This window comes from Pseudoalteromonas sp. 0303 (assembly GCF_013349995.1).
Taxonomy (GTDB): Bacteria; Pseudomonadota; Gammaproteobacteria; order Enterobacterales; family Alteromonadaceae; genus Pseudoalteromonas.
In genome coordinates, this window is record NZ_JABVXF010000021.1 from 25,866 (window position 1) to 45,965 (window position 20,100).

The following is a 20,100-nucleotide window of genomic DNA, read 5'->3' on the forward strand; positions in this document are numbered from 1 at the left end:
ATCATGCTAATCATGAGAAAGCGCAACTGCTTTAATTAAAATGCTAAAAAAGGAAGCATCCATTGCTTCCTTTTTAAATTCTTATCGTTCGCGTACTAAACGGAAACCGATATAGTTTGCACGAAAATCTGGCGCTAAGATTAAGCGCGTTGATACGCGTGCTAGGCTAGGAGCAAAATTCCATGCACCGCCTCGAACAGCCACATCAGACTGTCCTGACTTTTTGTTTGTCCATTCCCACACATTACCTACTGTATCGTATAGGCCAAATGCGTTAGGAGAAAACGACCCTGTTGGTGCAGCGCTCTTGTTTGACCATTCGCTACCACACCAGCCACAGTTCGCTAAATTTTTACCAATTTCGTTACCCCAAGGGTATTCAGTTTCTTTACCTGCACGTGCAGCGTATTCCCACTCAACCTCATTTGGTAAACGAAACAGCTGGCCTGTTTGACCCGATAACCAATCAGCATACGCTTTGGCATCGTTATAAGTTAAACAAACCGCCGGAAAATCACTTTCTTGATCAAAGCCTGGGTTGCGCCAGTTTAAGGTTGCTTCCCACACTGGTTCGCCATTTAAGTAATACGCACAGCCGCGATCTTTTTCTGCTTCTGTTTTATAGCCGGTATTCGCAACGAATTGCTCATACTCACCAACGCTTACTTCTTTGCTTTGCATTGCAAATGAGTTAGCAATGGTTTTTTCTACCACTGGGCGTTCATTCGCTAACCCATTGCCGTTAATGTCACCCATCTTAAATTTACCAGCGGGAATAACTACAATGCTGGCAGAACTGGTTTTATTAACAATACTTGCAACAGGTGCTGTTACAGGTTGCTCTGGTGCCGCAGTCACTTCAGCAACAACAGGCTCTGGCACTTTAACTAGGTTTGCATTAATGGTTTGTGCTTTACGCAGATCAATTCGCGCTTTATAGCTTTTGTAGCCACGTTTGCGAATTTCAATATCATGAAAACCTTTTGGTAATGATGTCGTTAACCTAGTTGCACCATAGCTAACACCATCAATAAACACTTCGTCGTCATAAACATTTGAACGCAGTGTTAATTCAACCATTTTAGATTTTTTTAGATCAGGTAATGGTTCAACCTTTATTGGCTTTTTTACAGAATAATCGCTTACTGGTTGCTCACTCATACGTGAAACCGATACCACCTGCCCATTATCCTGAGAGTCACTGAATGTTAACTGACTATCTGAATAGGTAGTGCCGTAGCTTGGCTGAAAGTTACCAGCCAGTGGCGTGCCATAGTCAGCACAAAAACGATTATCTAAATTAAGTAGGCTACATAAACGGCTGCTGTTTACATCACCGCGCATCGTCACACTTAAGTTAACGTTATAGTTACCTTGGCCACTGAACGCGCTGTTCACGACATGGCTACTTAAAATCTTAACTTGTGCACCGGCAAGGTTACGTTTTGGCTCAACTAAACGCTCTTCAGTTAAGTTAGCAAAAATCTGGTCTACAAAACGTTTAGTGGCTTTTTGTAAGCCCATTTGTTGGCCACGTTGTTCACAGGCAGCAAGTGTTTCGGTGCGCTTACAGTTAATCGTGTGATTAACCTCTAATGTGCCTTCCCGAGTGAATTCGTTACGTAAACGCTCAACACGTGCCGTTGCTAACTGCTCTTTTAAACTTTCTAAGGTGTTTAACTGGGTGTGCTTTGATACACGAATTTGCTCAATGTCTTTTCTATGTGAAGCAATTGCCGCCAATTGCATCGAAATATCATCTTTGTTTTGTTTGTGATCAACCACAGCTTTTTGATAGCGCGACTGCGCATTGCTGATATCAAGAGTTGGGTCATCAATAAGTCGGCGGTACATCTCGTTCATTGCATCTAGCGCTTGGTTTTTTTCTTTATCTAGCTCAGTTGAGCGGGCGCGCAATAATTCGAGTTGTTTTTGTAACTGACTTTCTTCTTTTAGGTGTTTTTCGAGGATTAAGGTCGAGTTATCGTATTCGGCTTGTTTTTTACTGATCTCTGATTCAATGCCAGTTACCGTAGCAGTATCTTGTGCAAATGCACTAGTTGCTAGCAAACTAACTGAAATTAACAGAGATAAAGGAGCAATTCGCATATATTCCATTCCCAAAAAGCGGCAATTATTTGGTCATTATTATTTTTTTATAATTAAACTCTTATGCTATGTACTTGCAAGGCAAAACACAAGCTTTGTTCAATTATTATCTGAGTTTACATCTATTACCTTAGTTGATGCCAGTAAATAACAAAATCATTTGAGTTTAATTGACTAATTTCTATCTGTAAGACGACTTTGCTACAATAAGACGTGTTTTTTTACGAAAATTAATGCCGTGAATAGTTCTTTTGAATCACCAGTACAAACAATTCATCACCCCTTATTAGCTGCACGTAAAATTCAGCTAAGCATCAAGCGAGATGATCTTATTCATCCGCAAATTAGTGGCAACAAATGGCGTAAGCTAAAGTTTAACTTAGATGTTATGCAGCAACAGGGTAAATCTGAACTACTCACTTTTGGTGGCGCATTTTCAAATCATATTCATGCCACGGCAACTGCAGGTAAGTTATTTGGCTTTAAAACCCACGGTATTATTCGCGGCCCTGAGCTAGACGAAGCAAATCCAACACTCAACTACGCAAAGCAATGCGGTATGAGCTTACACCCAGTAAATCGAATTACTTACCGCTTAAGGCACGACCAAACGTATTCAGCACAGTTACAAGCGCAGTTTCCGAATGCCTACATATTGCCAGAAGGCGGCACTAACACAGCCGCACTTTTAGGCTGTAAAGAATTAGCGCAAAGCCTACCAAGCTCTGATGTGATTGTTTGCCCAACTGGTAGTGGCGGCACACTAGCAGGTTTAATCGAAGGTGCACCACAACACACAAAACTGTTAGGTGTCGCAGTACTAAAGCAAGCGCACTACTTAATTGATGAGATAAAGCAGCTAAGTAATAAAGCAAATCAGCAACAAAACTGGCAGCTGCTTTGCGACTTTCATGATGGTGGTTACGGAAAGTTTAGCGATGACTTGTGGCTATTTTGCCAAACCTTTAGTGAGCAACACGCAATCCCGCTTGAGCCAATCTACAGCGGCAAAATGCTCTATGCCGTTTGGCAATTAATAGAGCAAGGTTACTTTAGTCAAGGAACGCATATCATTGCAGTTCATACTGGTGGGCTACAAGGTTTAGACGGCCTTAAGTACCGAGGGCTAATTGACTAGCTGTAAGGTGTAATATCCGCCAGTTTTTGCAATGGCTCAGCAAAGTAAAAGCCTTGAGCTGCAATGACACCTAGATTTTTTAAGGTCGCAAGTTCGTTCTGTGTTTCTACTCCAACCGCATAAACAGGAAAGTTTAGCTCAGTACCCTTAGAAATTATTTGCTTTACAATTTTTTGCTGTTGGGTGTTGGTATCTATATTGTGTATCAGTTCAAATGCTAACTTAATACTGCATACATTTTTGATATTTCTATAAGTTGCTATATGTTCTGCACTACGCACGTTATCAATAACAATACCAGCAGACAGTTTCTCTAAACATTCAAACTGTTCACTGAGCTTTTTATGCTGTTTTAGATAATCGTCTTCGCTTAGTTCAAATTGCAATTTGTCTGCGCTATTAAACCCTTCCATTTGCTGTTTAAACCACAGCCAAAACTCGTCATTAAACCAGTTCATTGCGTGTAAGTTTATACTCACCGTTAATGAGCCCGTTTCGTTCAGCAGCATTTTCTTCACTTGAGAAATCACAGTTTGATCCAATAACAAGACATCTTTTTTACTACTCATATGAGGAATAAAATGCCGAGCCGCAAGCAAGCCTAAACTCTTGTGGCGAATACGGATCAACGCCTCATGCTGTAAAATATCGCCTGTTTGTAAGTCGAACAAAGGCTGAAAAAACAACATAAAATGTTTTTTCTTAATGTACTCAAATAGGTGTTCTTTACTATCAGCAAGCATGCTTGACTGCGTATGACCAAAGGGTAAGCGATGAATGTGCTGCCAAGCACTTTGTTTCGCCAGCGCTAATGCTGATTTAGTAAGCTGATAAACCACGGCCTGATCAGCCCCTGTGCGGTAATTACACACACCAATTTTTATATCAGCGCGAGATAAGTCACTACGATAATTTAAACAAGCTTGATATATAACCTGATGTAATCGCTTAGTGTATTTATCAACTTCGGTGGCAGGCACACTGTTTAAGGTCACGGCAATACCACCCGATGGCAATAATTTCACAGATCGATTTACAAGTTCACCAAACCCTTTTGCAATGACTAACTTAAAGTAATTATCAACGTCGAGATTAGCAGGGAAAGGGTTCTTCCAAAAGAATAGCGCAAATAAATGGTTATAGTTTGTTGGCACACCATACAAAATATTTAAATCCTGATGACCTAATGGTTTAGGTGATGCAACTTTCTTGGCTGTAACCTGAGTGTTTAATTGTTCAAATGGTTTGCTCAGCGGTTTTTCTGTTATTGCCAATTGCTTGAACATTTTTTTCCACCAGCGGAAACCCCAATACCCAGTGCCAAGCAATATTAAATTTAGGAAAATAAATAAGTGACTTTCGACCAACCAAGAAGGCCAATGAAATAAACGCAAATTAACCGTTTTATAGCTAAACACCTCTTGCTCTAAGTCGATAAAGTTTGCAAAGTTATGTGGTACATCACTAGCGCTCATTGCAAAGCCTTGGCTTTTAACTAAGGTAGCAATAATATCTTGCGAGGCAATCGGGTCGAGGTTTAATTCATACACTTGCTTGGCAAGCTCAGTACCGGTGCGATGAACTTTGTCGTGCAACACATCACTTAAGAAAATATTAAAAACAACTAATAGCAAAAAAGCGGCTGCCACATAGATGACCACCGGTTGATTTATTTGTGAAGTTAAGTTTCGTTTCATTTCACAGGTTAGTTGCTCAAACATATACAAAGTGTTGTTCAAGAACCCCATAAATACAAGGCTGCAGGGCGATTTAAAGCAATATCAGAAATATACTAGAACCAGCGCTGTCAAAAGTTTTGTAATTTTAATCACCTAGCCAACACAGTTAATGAGAATTATTTTGTAACCGGCAAACGGCTCAAAGAGTAGTAAGAAAGTTTGCAGTTCTAAAACTTCTCCAAATCAACATAGTCGTTAATTAACTTTAAACACATTTAAGGCATCGGATGTTTTTTGCTGTGCATTTTCTAAATCTGTAATTAACTTCTCAAGTAACGCTAATTCGTTTTGAACATCATGTATGTTGGAAGTGATATTTTGACTTGCTTTGCTCGCTTCTTCAGCGAGCTGGCTTTGCGATTCAATTGCATCGGATACAGTATTTTTTTGGCTACTCACATCAGCAATATTAGCTGTTAAGGTATCTATATTCGATAACGCTTGTTCACTATTATCACTAACCATTTGCGTTGAGTCAGAGGTATTTTCCATATATACCTGAAACTGCTGAACCTGCTGTTTTATATCATCAAGGACTGAAGAGATTTCAAATGTTGAGTCTTGACTACATGTAGCTGAACCACGAACCTCATCGACTACAACAGTAAAGCCACGATTTTTTCCCTGCCCGAGCAGCTTCTATTGCAGTATTGAGGGCAAGTAAATTAGTTTGTTCTGCAATGCTCGAAATCGTATCGAGTACAGATTGAATGGTATTTGTTCAATTTGGCTATACAGCCTAGTGAAGTTATCATGCAATGTTTACGTTATTGATTAACCTTCCGTTTATAAAAAAGGCCTAACAAGTGTTAGGCCTTTTTCATAAGTATTTAGCGATTAGCTTGAGCGACGTTTAATATTGGCACCCAACGCACTTAATTTATCTTCAATACGTTGATAACCGCGGTCTACATGATAGATGCGGTCAACAATGGTCTCACCTTGAGCAACAATGCCAGTAAGAATTAGACTTGCAGAAGCACGTAAATCAGTCGCCATTACCTGTGCGCCCGATAAGCTTTCGGTATCCCCACAAATTGCCGTATTACCTTCTAAGCGAATGTTTGCGCCCATACGCTGTAACTCAGGTACGTGCATGAAACGGTTTTCGAAAATCGTTTCTGTGATGGTTGCACTGCCCTTCGCGACCACATTTAAAGCTGTAAATTGCGCCTGCATATCGGTAGGGAAACCCGGGTGTGGCATAGTCTTAATGTTAACCGCTTTTAGTTCTCGGCCACGCATATCAAGGTAAATGCTATTATCAGTGACTTCAACCAAGGCATTGGTAGCACGCAACTTTTCAATTACAGGATCAAGACTATGGTGGTCTGTATTTTTACAAAGTACTTCACCGCCAGCCATTGCCGCCGCAACCAAGAAAGTGCCTGTTTCAATGCGATCAGGAAGAATGCTGTACTCACAACCCGATAGTGACTCAACCCCTTCAATTTCGATACGGCTAGTGCCTGCACCGCTGATCTTCGCCCCCATCGCAATTAAGCAATTAGCAAGATCAGTAATTTCAGGTTCACGAGCTGCATTTTCAAGTACTGTTTTACCATCAGCCAGCGTTGCTGCCATTAGTAAGTTTTCTGTTGCGCCAACACTGACCATCTCCATAAAGATTTCAGCGCCTTTTAAGCGACCATCAACCTTGGCGTTGATGTAACCATTTTCAACCTTGATGATAGCGCCCATGCGCTCAAGGCCTTGAATATGGATATCAACTGGGCGGGCACCAATTGCACAACCACCTGGCAGTGATACTTGCGCTTCACCAAAGCGGGCAACTAAAGGGCCTAATGCAAGCACTGAGGCACGCATTTGCTTTACCAGCTCGTACGGTGCAAGCGTTTTATCAACCGTCGCACCATCAATGATTAGTTTGTCTTGCTGCCACTCGACATTTGCACCCAGTGTTTTTAACAAGGCTTCTGTTGTGCCGATATCGCGTAAACGAGGAACATTACTAAAGGTACTTTTGCCCTGCCCTAAAAGCGCAGCAAAAAGAATTGGAAGAGCGGCATTTTTAGCGCCAGAAATAGTGACTTCACCTGCCAGCGAGGTGCCACCTTGAATAACAAATTGATCCATTAGGAGGCCCTGCGACTATTGAGGTAAAATAAATTTTTGTTCGCGTTTCCATTCAGTCGGTGTGAACGCTTTGATAGATACAGCGTGGATTGTACCGTCTGAGATTGTTGACATTAACGGAGCATAAACCAACTGTTGCTTCTTCACGCGAGATAAACCATCAAAACACTCACCAACAGCAATCACTTCGTAGTGGCTACCATTTGCTTTAACAATCACTTCATCTAGTTTTAGTTCGTCGCGTAATAACGTTTCGACTTGGCTTGTTTCCATAAATCTCACTCAAATAGGTTTGTGACCTGACCCAACTGCATTAAATTTTGCAATTGTTCAGGGCTATTTTGCAGTTCAAGGTGAATACCTTGCTGCTTTAATTCTGCGAAAGAGTGAATTAACCAAGCTAAGCCCGCCGTGTCAACCCTAGATAGCCCAGAAAGGTCAAAATACCATGTTTTATGGCTAGAATCTGGCTTGGCATTCAGAAGGCGTTCACGGCCAATTGAATTTCGAGTCAGTTCGCCACTGACTCGAAACTGGTTATCTTCAAGTTGAGTAATCTCGACTTTACTCATCACCACCATCACCTCTAAATTGCACTGGCAGTTGGCTCTTCTGCTCTAGTAAGTCACTTACATAATCTAGACCATGTTGGCGTAAAATACCTTGTAATTCACTTTGTTTAGCATCAAGCAAACTAATACCTTCTGCAATCATATCGTACGCGCCCCAGTTACCACTGCGGTCTTCACGTACTTTAAAGTCGATTCTGATATCAGGTTTACCGGCTTCAACAATCTTAGTTTTAACAACCACCACATCTTGGCCTTTGAAAGGCTGTGGTGGTGCAAACTCAACGCTTTGGTTAGTGTATTGAGTAAACACACCTGCGTAAGTTGCAATTAAATACTTTTGGAAAACGTCAATGAAGCGTTGTAACTCTTTAATTGCCTTTGCTTTTTCCTCTTTATCTTCGATAGCACGCACCTTTGACACGTGATTACCTAATACGCGCAGTGCAGCATACTTGTAGTCAATGTAAGGCATTAGCTCTTCTTCTACGATAACGCGAAGATGCTCTTTGTCTTTCGCAATAAGAGGTTGGTCTTTGGTAATACGTGCAAAAGTATTATCTGACACTGTACGAACCATTTTGTACGGGTCTTTTAAATCAACCTTAGGTTCAGCGGCTTGTGCGTTTAGGCTAAACAGCACAGCAATACATAATAAAAACTTCTTAAGCATAATTATTCACCACCCTGGTTGAATAAGAACTGACCGATTAACTCTTCTAAAACAAGCGCTGATTTTGTATCAGTAATGTAGTCACCATCTGCAAGCGCTTTGCTTTCAACACCAAATAGATCATCTAGATCTGTATCATGCTCACTTGCTGTTACATCTTCACCCATACAGCGTTGCTCAGCAGATTCAGGGGCAATAACAGGGTTAATGCCTAAGTACTGTTCACCTAAAATACCTGATGTCAAAATAGAGATTGATGTTGTGTCTGAAAACTTACATAAGTAATTTGCATCAATCGCCATATTTACCACAGGCACAAACTCTTTTGGGTGAATAAAGATTGATTCAACTCGGCCAACAACTACACCACCTACTTTAATCGGCGCACGTGCTTTTAAAGAACCAATGTTTTCAAACTTTGCGTTCAGTTGGTAAGTCTCACCACTACCACTAATGCCGGCATTCGCAACTTTAAATGCTAATAATGCAAATGCAGCGATACCAAGGGCTACAAAAAAGCCAACTAATATTTCTAATTTCCGTGAATTCATCTTTATACCCTAATTAGCTGGTAAACATTACCGCTGTTAAAATAAAGTCAAAACCTAATACTGCCAATGACGAGTGCACAACGGTTTCTGTTGTCGCTTTACTGATCCCCTCTGAAGTAGGAACACAGTCATAGCCTTTGTAAAGTGCAATCCAAGTCACAATCATGGCGAATACAAAACTCTTAATCATGCCGTTCACAATATCTTGTTGAAACGACACTTGCGCTTGCATGATTGACCAGAAGCTTCCTGAGTCAACACCAAGCCAATCAACACCCACTAAATGAGCGCCGATAATAGCAACCGCAGAAAAGATCAATGCAAGCAATGGCATACTGATAAAACCAGCCCAAAAACGCGGTGCAATAATGCGTTTAAGTGGATCAATCGCCATCATTTCTAAACTTGATAATTGCTCAGTTGCTTTCATTAAACCAATTTCAGCAGTAAGTGCACTACCCGCGCGGCCTGCAAACAATAACGCTGTTACTACAGGGCCTAACTCCCGTAATAAGCTCAATGCCACTAAAGGCCCTAAGCTATCTTCGGCACCATAGCCTACTAATACGGTGTAACCCTGCAGGGCGAGCACCATACCGATGAATAAGCCTGACACCATAATGATTAAAAGAGATTGCGAGCCCACCATATATAATTGGCGAACAAGTAAAGGCGTGCCTTTTTTGAAGTTCGGCACATTAACGAGTGCACCAAACAGCATCTGAGTTGAACGGCCAAGCGCGGCAAAGCGCCCTAATGTTTTGTGACCTAACTTCTGGAATAGATCAAGCATTATGCACTCCTAGTAATTCATCATCATACGCAGGAGCTGGGAAATGGAATGGTACTGGGCCATCCGATAAACCATTTAAGAACTGTTGTACAAGTTCAGATTCATGGTTTTGCATTTGCTCTGGTGAACCTTCGCCTATCACCCCTTGATCTGCAATAATGATCACGTGATCAGCAATACTCATAACCTCTGTAACATCATGGGTCACGATAAGTGATGATAAACCTAGCACCTCATTCAGTGATTTTATTAGCTTAACTAACACACCCATAGAGATAGGATCTTGGCCAGCAAATGGCTCATCGTACATGATAAGCTCTGGATCAAGAGCAATTGAACGCGCTAAAGCAGCACGGCGAGCCATACCACCAGAAAGCTCAGACGGCATTAAGTCTTGTGCACCACGTAAGCCGACAGCTTGTAATTTCATTAAAACGACAAGACGAATTAAATCTTCGCTGAGTTGAGTATGCTCACGCAAAGGAAAGGCGATATTGTCAAACACTGACATATCGGTAAATAAAGCGCCACTTTGAAACAGCATACTCATTTTGGTGCGGGCAGCATAAAGTTCCTTGCGAGTCATGCCAGGAATGCTGTTGCCTTCAAATAAAATGTCACCTGAATCAGGTTTAAGCTGACCGCCAATTAAGCGCAACATGGTGGTTTTACCAATGCCGCTTGGTCCCATGATAGCGGTAATCTTGCCTTTCGGAATGTTAAAACTCATATTTTTATATATGATTCTATCGCCCCGTGAAAAGGTTACATCCTTGATTTCTACTATTGATTGCGACAAGTCGCTCTCCATAACGTTTTTCACTAGTTTTGCCATTTTAAGGGTTTTTTAGTCAAGATGGAAAAAACAAATCGTAAAATTTTGTAATATTTTCTATCAATAAATTCTAAAGCTAGCTGCAAAGAGCTTAACGACACCTGAAATTTAGTTTCCTTGCTAAGCACGCTTTATGCTAGCCAGCCCATTCTTTTACTTATACTTTCAGGTTCGCTTTTGTTACTATTTGCAGTCATCTGTATAAGTAATGTTGGCGTATCACAATGGTGACTTCTTTTGTCATTTTAATTATTGGTTTTGCTGCACTCGTTTGGAGTGCCGATCGGTTTGTTTATGGGGCGGCTGCACTCGCGAAAAATATGGGGATCCCCACCCTAATCATTGGTTTAACCGTTGTTGCTATGGGCTCTTCAGCCCCTGAAATGATGGTATCTGCATCGGCAGCACTTGCTGATAAAACAGATACTGCGGTAGGTAATGCGGTCGGCTCTAACATTACTAATATCTTACTTGTACTTGGTGTCACAGCTTTACTACGCCCTCTTTCAGTATCTTCAATGACACTTAAACGTGAAATGCCGCTGGTATTGTTAATCTCAGTAGCCGCTTGGTATGTGTTCTCAGATAACTATTTTTCATTCGCTGAAGGCATTGCCTTGATGATTGCTTTTGCTGTGTTTATTGGTGGTTTAGTTATTGTTTCTCTGCGTGCTAAAAACCAAGATGACCCATTTGTTAGCGAAGCATGTGAAGACGTTCCGAACGATGTCAGTACCAAATCAGCCTTGTTTTGGTTAATAATCGGCATGATTTTATTACCAGTTAGTTCACACTTTTTAGTTGAATCAGCCGTCGATATTGCGAAATATTTTGGTCTATCAGACCTTGTAATAGGCTTAACCATTATTGCTATTGGTACCAGCTTACCAGAGCTGGCGGCCTGTATTGCAGGGGTATTAAAAAACGAAGACGATTTAGCGCTTGGTAATATCGTTGGCTCAAACATTTTCAATTTACTCGCCGTATTACCACTTGCGGGCATTATCAACCCATCAATTATTGACCCTTCTGCGGCAAACCGCGATGCACTTATCATGATTGCAGCAACCGTTGTATTGATTGCCATGTCATTGAACTTTAAAGGTGCTCGTCGTATCAATAGAGTAGAAGGTGGCTTCTTGTTAGTCGCATTTATTGCATATCAGGGCTATATTTTCAGCCAAGTAGGATAATTAATGACACAACCTAGCTTTATCGCGCAGGGTAAGCGCGTACTCGAAATTGAAGCACAAGCTTTACAAGAAATTGAGCAATATATAAATCAAGATTTCGATAACGCTTGCCAATTAATGTTCCAATGTACAGGTCGTATTATTGTGATTGGTATGGGCAAGTCTGGCCACGTTGGTAATAAAATTGCGGCGACCCTTGCAAGTACTGGCACACCGGCATTTTTTGTTCATCCTGGCGAAGCAAGCCACGGTGATTTAGGCATGATCACCCGTGATGATGTGGTGATGTGTATTTCGAACTCAGGCGAAACCAGCGAAGTACTTAGCATTATCCCTGTTATCAAGCGCATTGGCGCAAAAATGATTTCACTAACAGGCAACCCAGACTCAACCATGGCCAAACTGTCTGATGTACATGTGTGCATTAAAGTAAGCCAAGAGGCATGTCCATTAGGCCTTGCGCCAACTGCAAGTACCACAGCGACCTTGGTTATGGGTGATGCAATGGCGGTTGCGTTACTTGAAACCCGTGGTTTCACAGCCGATGATTTTGCGCTTTCGCACCCGGGTGGCAGCTTAGGTAAACGTTTATTACTTACATTAGATGATGTGATGCACGCAGGCGACGCCACGCCAATCGTTAGCGAAACCCAAAGCATTAAAGACGCACTAATCGAAATGTCAGCCAAGGGCCTTGGTATGACCGCGGTGATTGGTGCAGATGAAAAGTTAGCCGGATTATTCACTGATGGTGACTTACGCCGTATTTTAGAACAGCGCATCGATATCCATAATACGGCAATTAGCCAAGTAATGACCCGTTCATGTACAACTGCTCGCCCTGATATGCTTGCAGCTGAAGCTTTAAATATTATGGAACGTAAACGTATCAATGGTTTAATTGTGGTAGATCAAAGTAATACGCCAATTGGTGCCCTTAATATGCAAGACCTATTAAAAGCAGGAGTTCTTTAAGCAATGACATTCGCCGAGCTATACCAGCCTCTTAGCCCTGATGTGAGTCAGCGCGCACAAAAAGTAAAATTGCTAATCTGTGATATAGATGGCGTTTTTTCTGATGGCCGAATTTATTTAGGTAATGATGGCGAAGAGCTTAAAGCATTTAATACTAAAGATGGCTTTGGTATTAAAGCGCTCATTAATAGTGGCTTTGAAGTGGCAGTGATTACTGGCCGCCATTCACAAATAGTTCAGCAGCGAATGACTAGCCTAACAGTTCAGCACATTTATCAGGGACAAGAAGATAAGCTGATTGCTTATCAAGAGTTAAAAGATAAACTGGGGCTGACTGATGAACAAATTGCCTATATTGGTGATGATGGTCCAGACTTACCAGTAATGGAAAAAGTAGGGTTTGCTGTTGCAGTAAACGACGCACACCCACTGATTAAAAAGCTGGCTCATTACACCACATTATTACCAGGTGGCTTTGGAGCTGTGCGTGAATTAACTGATTTACTGATGTTAGAAAACGGTAAGCCGTTAACTAGCGATGGAACCAGCGCATGAATATAGCCCGTATTTTACTGAGTATTGTTTTTGTTTGTTGCATGGTGTGGTTATGGTACCCGTACTTTAACCAATCAACAGACACAATAACTAGTGAAGACGAGATTATCGCAACACCTGATTACACCGCAGTGGCGTTAAAGCAAACAGCGTATGACGAGCAAGGCAAAATTAGTCATAAAGTGGCTGCTGCTAAAATGGAGTTGTATCAACAATTAGGGTTTACCTTTTTTGAGCAACCTATTTTTACTATTTATGGCGACCAGCAGGTTTGGCAAGTAAAAGCCAAAGAAGCCACATTGTATGAAAACGATCAGCTGATTTTTGAAGGGGATGTAGTTGCTAAAAACTTAACCCATAACGGCATGATCGAAGATATAAAAGCAGAAAACATTAATGTCGACATTGATAAAATGACCATGTTTTCTAAGCAACCTGTGACACTAACAGGACCGAATTTAAAGATTACCGGGAAAGGCTTAAAAGCCGATTTAAAAACCGAAATTGTTGAGTTAACTAACCATACACGAACCATATACTATGACCAATAAACTGAAGAAATTACTCCTGCTCCCTAGCTTATTGATTGCCTTTTCGGGCGCAGCTGCCGAGCAAACTGGCGCTCAAATTAGCATTAGCTCAGATCGCCAAGTAGGTAAACTAAAAGATGGCGTTGGCATATTTGAAGGTAACGTAGAGATCGTGCATGGTAATCGTCGTATTACCGCAGAGCGCCTTGAAGCACACGGCGGTGATACCGAAGGTACAGTAGAGTTGATTATTGCCACAGGTAAGCCTGCTTACTTCGAAGAAAAGCAAGCTGATGGCACCGTGATGAGCGCAAGCGCAGAAGAAGTACGTTATGATGTTGCAAAACGCTTCTTAACCTTAAATGGTGAAGCTGAAGTTACTCAAGCAGGTCAAAAAGTAACAGCAAAAAGCATTACCTATGATATGGCACAGCAGCTGATCAGTGCTGAAAAAGACGAAAACTCAACAGATCGTGTACACACTATTTTAGTGCCTGTTGAAAATAAAAAAGATAATAAAGGCCAACCATGAGCACATTAAAAGCAGAGCTTTTAGCTAAAAGCTACAAAGGCCGCCAAGTGGTTAAAAATGTCGGTCTTGAAGTTGAAGCTGGCAGTATTGTTGGCTTGCTTGGTCCAAATGGCGCAGGTAAAACAACGACCTTCTATATGATTGTAGGCCTAGTACCTAGCGACAAAGGTAAAATCAGTATTGATGATAACGATATCACCCTTTTACCAATGCATAGCCGTGCGCGTTTAGGTATTGGCTATCTGCCACAAGAATCGTCAATTTTTCGAAAGTTGACGGTTTACCAAAACTTGATGGCCATTTTAGAAACTCGTAAAGATCTAAATAAAACCACCCGCGAAGAAACACTCAATAGCTTACTCGATGAGTTTAGTATTCAACACATTCGTGACAGCCAAGGTATGGCGCTGTCAGGTGGTGAGCGACGCCGTGTAGAAATTGCTCGCGCATTAGCCGCTAATCCTAAATTTATCCTTTTAGATGAGCCTTTTGCTGGTGTTGATCCAATTTCAGTGTTAGATATAAAGAAAATTATTGAGCACCTAAAAAATCGTGGTATCGGTGTACTAATTACTGACCATAATGTTCGAGAAACCCTTGATGTTTGTGAAAAAGCCTACATTGTTTCTCATGGGGAGCTAATTGCATCAGGCACACCTGAGCACGTATTAGCAGACCAAACTGTACGCGATGTATATCTAGGCGAGCAATTCAGGCTGTAACCATTACGCCAGCGACTAGAGCATCTGCTAGACTTATAACAATGACAATAAATCGATAACTGTGTTTATACAGTTATCGATAACTTAAAAAGGATTGTTAGGGATACATGAGGCAATCATTACAGCTGCGCATGGGCCAGCAACTTACAATGACTCCACAACTGCAACAAGCGATTCGTTTGTTGCAGCTCAGTACATTGGATCTCCAGCAAGAAATTCAAGAAGCGCTTGATAGTAATCCCCTGCTTGAAGTGGAAGAAGCGGATTACAATGAAGAAAGCACCGGCAAGAATGAGCAAAAAGCGGAGCCTGACGATGTGCAAGTCAGCGCGTCTGCCGAAGAAGCACCTAGCGAGTACGAGCAAGAAAGTAGTGATGCTCTCAATAAAGACACCGTAAGCGATGACTTAGCAATGGACGTCACGTGGGATGAGTACATGAGTGCCGCCCCTTCAACATCGTCAGGGCCAATGCCTGAAGATGAATCTATCTATCAGGGAGCATCAACCGAAACCCTTCATGAATACCTAATGTGGCAATTACAGCTCACGCCATTTAGCCCTACTGATGAAGCGATTGCTGTGGCAATTGTAGAAGCTATCGATGACTCAGGTATATTAACGGTAAGCTGTGAAGATATCGTCGAAAGCTTTAATCAAAATAACGATGAAGAAGAAATCGAACTTGATGAAGTCGAAGCGGTCTTAAAAAGAATTCAGTTATTTGATCCTGTGGGTATTGGTGCGCGCAGTTTACAAGAATGTCTGTGCATTCAGTTACGCCAATTCGATGCTAATACGCCATATTTAGCTGAAACTAAAATGGTTTTATCTGAGCATATCGAATTATTAGCGAGTCGCGACTATCGAACTTTGATGAAAAAGACTAAGCTTAAAGAAAACGAGCTTAAAGAAGTGATGACGCTCATCCACAGCTTAAATCCTAAGCCTGCGGATAGCATAGTGCGCGAAGAATCTGAGTACGTCATACCTGATGTATCAGTAAAAAAAGTAAAAGGTCGCTGGGTAGTCGAGTTAAACCCAGACTGTATGCCAAAGATTAGAGTGAACAGCCAATATGCGGCGATGTCTCGCTCTGTTAAATCAAGTAGCGACAGCCAATTTATTCGTTCTCACTTACAAGAAGCTAAGTGGTTTATTAAAAGCTTAGAAAGCCGTAACGATACGCTATTAAAAGTGACCAACTGTATCGTTCAACAACAACAAGCTTTCTTTGAGCATGGCCCTGAAGCAATGAAGCCGATGGTGCTAAATGATGTTGCTGAAATGGTCGAAATGCATGAATCGACGATTTCACGGGTAACAACGCAAAAATATATGCATACCCCACGGGGTATTTTTGAGTTGAAATATTTCTTCTCAAGCCATGTCAGCACCGAAAATGGTGGTGAGTGTTCTTCTACAGCAATACGCGCTTTAATCAAGAAGTTAGTCGCTGCAGAAAACTCAGCTAAACCATTGAGTGATAGCAAAATTGCAGATATATTGGCTGAGCAAGGAATTAAAGTAGCTAGACGTACAATTGCAAAATATCGTGAGTCTCTAGCAATACCTCCGTCTAATCAGCGTAAGAGTCTGATTTAGGCGTTTTACATAGAAGGAAAAATGCTTATGCAACTAAATTTAACTGGTCGTCATGTAGAAATCACAGATTCATTAAGAGACTATGTAAACACCAAGTTTGCAAAACTAGAAAGGCATTTTGACCATATTAATAATGTTCATGTCATTCTAGATGTAGAAAAATTAAGCCAAAAAGCAGAAGCAACTTTACATGTAAACGGAGGCGAATTGTTCGCTTCTACAGAACATCAAGATATGTACGCAGCCATTGACTCACTGATCGATAAACTTGATCGCCAAGTCATTAAACACAAAGAGAAATTAGCTCGACATTAAATTATGAAACTAAGTTCACTTACTAACCAGGACTGCAGCAAAGCTGCGGTCCTTTTTAATAGCAAAAAAAGAATTCTTGAATATATCAGCGAACTGGCCCACCAGCAGCTTCCTCATTTATCGCAACAAGATATCCTAGATGCTTTACTCAACCGAGAAAAACTAGGTAGCACCGGCATTGGCCGAGGTATTGCTATTCCACATGGCCGAATGAGCGGCGCAGATGAGCCTCATGCATTTGTGATAGTGAGTGAATCCCCTATTAATTTTGATGCAATTGATAATCGTCCAGTTGATATTTTTGTGGCACTCATCGTACCAGATGGTGACTGTCAGCTTCACCTAAAGACCTTATCAACAATTGCTGATAGACTTAAAGATAAAGAGTTTTGTAAACAGCTGCGTAGTGCTACTACCGATCAGCAACTGTTTCAGGTCATATCAGCAGAGGCATAAATGGAATTAATAATTATCAGCGGTCGCTCAGGCTCAGGTAAATCGGTCGCTTTACGTGTACTTGAAGACTTAGGCTATTATTGCGTTGATAATATTCCGGTTAATTTACTGCCATCGCTCGTACGAAGTGTGTCTGATAACTACGATAAAATAGCGGTCAGCATCGACGTGCGTAACTTACCGAAAGAGCAGCAAGAATTTAATGATATTCTTGAGTACCTGCCAGGTTTCGCAAACCCAACACTATTCTATTTAGACAGTGATGACAAAACACTGATCAAGCGCTTTTCAGAAACACGCCGCTTGCATCCACTATCTATTGATTCTTTGCCGCTTGATCTGGCCATTAAACAAGAAAAAATCCTGCTTGATGTGTTGATCACTCGCGCTGACTTTATGATTGATACCACTGATCTGAGTGTTCATCAATTAGCAGAATCAATTCGCGAAAAGATTTTAGGTAAAAAAGATAAAAAGCTGATTATTACTTTTATGTCGTTTGGCTTTAAGCATGGTATTCCAAAAGAAGCTGACTACGTTTTTGATGCACGCTTTTTACCTAACCCACACTGGGAACCTGATTTAAAGCCACTAACAGGCCTTGATCAACCAGTAAAAGATTACCTAGCTAGCCACAGCATAGTGCAAAAGTTCACGTGGCAAATACAAACCTTTGTGCAAACTTGGTTGCCACATTTAGAGCGTAATAACCGCAGTTACCTGACCATTGCTATTGGTTGCACCGGCGGCCAGCATCGCTCTGTTTACTTAGCGCAAACAATTGGTGAGAGCTTTTCTAAAACTCATGCTAATGTAAAAATTCGCCACCGCGAACAAGACATTTAATTAGGCACCAACAATGCACGCTGAAGATACCTTTTTAATTCAAAATAAACTTGGCTTACATGCTCGTGCTGCTACTGTTTTAGCGCAATTAGCACTGCAATTTGATGCCAAAATTACGCTTTATCAAGATGATAAAGAAGCTGAAGGCGACAGCGTGTTAGCATTAATGCTACTTGAAAGTAGTCAGGGTAAAGAAGTTCGCGTTGTGTGCGAAGGCCCTGACGCCGATGCTGCATTAACGGCAATCGGCGAATTAATTGCACAACGCTTCCACGAGCAAGAATAGCATTTGCTAAGACTTCAAGGTTTACGGTAAACTTAATTCGGATATTTAAAATTCCCTTTAAATATCCTACTTTTATATCGCTCGCTTTTCTAAATTACAAAACTCTTAATAAATTTATCGCAGTGCGACGATATCTCTGCAAATACACTACAAAGCAACTATGCTGTATTTGCTTAGCCTATTTAAACTTTTTTTCAGTTGTAAGGACGCCAATGCCAGAAGCCTTTGAACAAGATTACCCACTACAACAACTCAAACAAGTGACCAAGTCACTCAATAGTGGTCAATTTGTTCAAGTGCGCGGTATGTTAGCCAAAACGGCACCTTGTGATACAGCCCTTTTACTTGAATCTTCTCCCCATAAAATTCGTCGTATGCTTTGGCAGCTGGTTGATCCAGATGTCCGTGGTGATGTTCTAGAAGAACTCTCTGAAGATGTACGTCTTGGCATTATTGCCCAGATGGAGCCTGAGCACATTGCTGCTGCCACTGAAGATATGGACGACGATGACTTAGGTGAGGTTTTACGTAGTCTTCCTGATACCGTATATCAAGACGTTGTCAGTGCCATGGATTCGCAAGATAGAGAGAGAGCAACTCAAGCACTTTCTTATCAAGAGCGCTCAGCCGGTGCCTTGATGAACAGCGATACGGTCACCATTCGTCCTGACGTTACTCTCGATGTTGTACTGCGCTATTTACGCTTACGAGGTGAGCTACCAGAGGGTACCGATGACTTATATGTAGTTGACAAGCATAACTGCTTTTTAGGCGCGCTTTCATTAACTACATTGCTGACCAGTCCTTCAGATAAAATTGTTCGTGATTTAATGGATGAAGACTGTGAGTCAATCCTAATCTCTATGGATGAAAGTGATGTAGCGCAACTGTTCGAGCGTCACAACTGGATTTCAGCGCCTGTTGTGGATGATAACGCTCACTTGCTTGGTCGTATTACCATCGATGATATCGTTGACGTAATCCGTGAAGATGCAGAGCACAGCATGCTAAGCCTCGCGGGTCTTGACGACGAAGAAGATACCTTTGCGCCAGTGCTAAAAAGTTCGCAGCGTCGCTCTATTTGGCTTGGGGTTAACTTATTAACCGCATTGTTAGCAGCAATTGTGGCAAGCTTTTTCGAAAACACCTTAGCAATCTTGCCTATTTTAGCGGTACTCAATGGTATCGTCCCTTCAATGGGGGGTGTTGCGGGTAGCCAAACCCTAACTCTGGTTATTCGTGGTATAGCGGTTGGTCATATCAACCAAACCAACCAACGCTTCTTATTACTTAAGGAGTTAGCGATTGGCGCACTGAATGGCATTATTTGGTCGATATTAATTGCTGGTGTGGTTGCCCTATGGCAGTGGGACTTTAAGCTCGGCGCAGTGCTGGCCTTTGCAATGTTTATGAACCTTGTTGCCGCTGGTATTGCGGGTGCGAGCATTCCATTAATTCTTAAGAAAATGAAAATTGACCCAGCCCTTGCAGGGAGCGTAGTGCTGACAACCGTCACTGATATTGTTGGTATCTTTGCCTTTTTAGGCACCGCGACTTGGTTATTGATCTAATATAAAAACGG

Annotated in this window: 22 protein-coding genes and 1 pseudogene; 13 read left to right on the forward strand and 10 right to left on the reverse strand. The window is 41.6% G+C overall.

Features of this window, described 5'->3' with window-relative positions; genetic code table 11:
- Positions 1–81: 81 nt before the first annotated feature.
- Entirely contained in the window at positions 82–2,109 is a 2,028-nt protein-coding gene (locus HUS62_RS14090; RefSeq protein WP_054563353.1) for a formylglycine-generating enzyme family protein, read from the reverse strand.
- Positions 2,110–2,347: 238 nt separating this feature from the next.
- On the opposite strand from HUS62_RS14090, the gene HUS62_RS14095 reads away from it, so the two are divergent.
- The gene (locus HUS62_RS14095; protein WP_175080029.1) at positions 2,348–3,247 is read left to right on the forward strand and encodes a 1-aminocyclopropane-1-carboxylate deaminase/D-cysteine desulfhydrase; all 900 of its coding nucleotides are present in this window, start codon (positions 2,348–2,350) and stop codon (positions 3,245–3,247) included.
- On the opposite strand, the gene HUS62_RS14100 is transcribed toward HUS62_RS14095, so the two are convergent.
- The 9 genes and pseudogenes from HUS62_RS14100 to HUS62_RS14140 form a co-directional block, all read right to left on the reverse strand.
- Positions 3,244–4,944, reverse strand: coding sequence for an EAL domain-containing protein (locus HUS62_RS14100; RefSeq protein ID WP_175080030.1), 1,701 nt, complete (start codon positions 4,942–4,944; stop codon positions 3,244–3,246). The two genes, HUS62_RS14095 and HUS62_RS14100, sit on opposite strands and share 4 nt — an antisense overlap.
- A 237-nt stretch (positions 4,945–5,181) precedes the next feature.
- Positions 5,182–5,698: pseudogene (locus HUS62_RS14105) on the reverse strand (methyl-accepting chemotaxis protein).
- Between the two features lie 125 nt (positions 5,699–5,823).
- Positions 5,824–7,083, reverse strand: coding sequence for a UDP-N-acetylglucosamine 1-carboxyvinyltransferase (gene murA, locus HUS62_RS14110; protein ID WP_055199193.1), 1,260 nt, complete (start codon positions 7,081–7,083; stop codon positions 5,824–5,826).
- A gap of 15 nt (positions 7,084–7,098) precedes the next feature.
- Positions 7,099–7,356: a BolA family protein gene (locus tag HUS62_RS14115; RefSeq protein WP_054554171.1), complete on the reverse strand. Its 258-nt coding sequence runs from the start codon at positions 7,354–7,356 to the stop codon at positions 7,099–7,101.
- Between the two features lie 5 nt (positions 7,357–7,361).
- Positions 7,362–7,655, reverse strand: coding sequence for a lipid asymmetry maintenance protein MlaB (locus HUS62_RS14120; protein ID WP_054561094.1), 294 nt, complete (start codon positions 7,653–7,655; stop codon positions 7,362–7,364).
- Positions 7,648–8,325, reverse strand: coding sequence for a phospholipid-binding protein MlaC (locus HUS62_RS14125; RefSeq protein ID WP_175080031.1), 678 nt, complete (start codon positions 8,323–8,325; stop codon positions 7,648–7,650). The genes HUS62_RS14120 and HUS62_RS14125 overlap by 8 nt, the downstream gene beginning before the upstream one ends.
- Positions 8,326–8,327: 2 nt before the next feature.
- Entirely contained in the window at positions 8,328–8,876 is a 549-nt protein-coding gene (gene mlaD / locus HUS62_RS14130; protein WP_054561096.1) for an outer membrane lipid asymmetry maintenance protein MlaD, read from the reverse strand.
- Between the two features lie 13 nt (positions 8,877–8,889).
- Positions 8,890–9,669, reverse strand: a complete 780-nt coding sequence (gene mlaE, locus HUS62_RS14135; RefSeq protein ID WP_054554167.1) for a lipid asymmetry maintenance ABC transporter permease subunit MlaE — start codon at positions 9,667–9,669, stop codon at positions 8,890–8,892.
- Positions 9,662–10,480, reverse strand: a complete 819-nt coding sequence (locus HUS62_RS14140) for an ATP-binding cassette domain-containing protein (protein ID WP_082401555.1) — start codon at positions 10,478–10,480, stop codon at positions 9,662–9,664. The genes mlaE and HUS62_RS14140 overlap by 8 nt, the downstream gene beginning before the upstream one ends.
- A gap of 248 nt (positions 10,481–10,728) precedes the next feature.
- Here HUS62_RS14140 and HUS62_RS14145 point away from each other — a divergent pair, with 248 nt between their 5' ends.
- The 12 genes from HUS62_RS14145 (at position 10,729) to mgtE (ending at position 20,089) form a co-directional block, all read left to right on the forward strand.
- Entirely contained in the window at positions 10,729–11,697 is a 969-nt protein-coding gene (locus HUS62_RS14145; protein ID WP_175080032.1) for a calcium/sodium antiporter, read from the forward strand.
- Positions 11,698–11,700: 3 nt separating this feature from the next.
- Entirely contained in the window at positions 11,701–12,672 is a 972-nt protein-coding gene (locus tag HUS62_RS14150) for a KpsF/GutQ family sugar-phosphate isomerase (RefSeq protein WP_062566529.1), read from the forward strand.
- 3 nt (positions 12,673–12,675) lie between these two features.
- Positions 12,676–13,227 carry a 3-deoxy-manno-octulosonate-8-phosphatase KdsC gene (gene kdsC / locus HUS62_RS14155; RefSeq protein WP_054561100.1) on the forward strand — a complete coding sequence of 184 codons (552 nt, stop codon included), beginning with the start codon at positions 12,676–12,678 and terminating at the stop codon, positions 13,225–13,227.
- A complete protein-coding gene (gene lptC, locus HUS62_RS14160; protein WP_062566531.1) occupies positions 13,224–13,778 on the forward strand; it encodes an LPS export ABC transporter periplasmic protein LptC in 555 nt (184 codons plus the stop codon). The genes kdsC and lptC overlap by 4 nt, the downstream gene beginning before the upstream one ends.
- Positions 13,768–14,289 (forward strand): lipopolysaccharide transport periplasmic protein LptA, encoded by a 522-nt coding sequence (lptA, locus tag HUS62_RS14165; protein ID WP_175080033.1) that lies wholly within the window; start codon positions 13,768–13,770, stop codon positions 14,287–14,289. Before lptC ends, lptA begins: the two co-directional genes overlap by 11 nt.
- Positions 14,286–15,011 (forward strand): LPS export ABC transporter ATP-binding protein, encoded by a 726-nt coding sequence (gene lptB / locus HUS62_RS14170; RefSeq protein WP_062566533.1) that lies wholly within the window; start codon positions 14,286–14,288, stop codon positions 15,009–15,011. The genes lptA and lptB overlap by 4 nt, the downstream gene beginning before the upstream one ends.
- Before the next feature lie 107 nt (positions 15,012–15,118).
- Positions 15,119–16,615: an RNA polymerase factor sigma-54 gene (locus HUS62_RS14175; RefSeq protein WP_175080034.1), complete on the forward strand. Its 1,497-nt coding sequence runs from the start codon at positions 15,119–15,121 to the stop codon at positions 16,613–16,615.
- A 27-nt stretch (positions 16,616–16,642) separates the two neighbouring features.
- On the forward strand, positions 16,643–16,930 hold the full coding sequence (gene hpf / locus HUS62_RS14180; protein ID WP_036971325.1) for a ribosome hibernation promoting factor: 288 nt from the start codon (positions 16,643–16,645) through the stop codon (positions 16,928–16,930).
- 3 nt (positions 16,931–16,933) lie between these two features.
- On the forward strand, positions 16,934–17,386 hold the full coding sequence (gene ptsN, locus HUS62_RS14185) for a PTS IIA-like nitrogen regulatory protein PtsN (RefSeq protein ID WP_054561106.1): 453 nt from the start codon (positions 16,934–16,936) through the stop codon (positions 17,384–17,386).
- Positions 17,387–18,232 (forward strand): RNase adapter RapZ, encoded by an 846-nt coding sequence (gene rapZ / locus HUS62_RS14190; protein WP_175080035.1) that lies wholly within the window; start codon positions 17,387–17,389, stop codon positions 18,230–18,232.
- Between the two features lie 13 nt (positions 18,233–18,245).
- Positions 18,246–18,518 carry an HPr family phosphocarrier protein gene (locus HUS62_RS14195; RefSeq protein ID WP_054561108.1) on the forward strand — a complete coding sequence of 91 codons (273 nt, stop codon included), beginning with the start codon at positions 18,246–18,248 and terminating at the stop codon, positions 18,516–18,518.
- Between the two features lie 212 nt (positions 18,519–18,730).
- Complete coding sequence (gene mgtE / locus HUS62_RS14200; RefSeq protein WP_054561109.1) at positions 18,731–20,089, forward strand: magnesium transporter; 1,359 nt, start codon at positions 18,731–18,733, stop codon at positions 20,087–20,089.
- Positions 20,090–20,100: the final 11 nt, after the last annotated feature.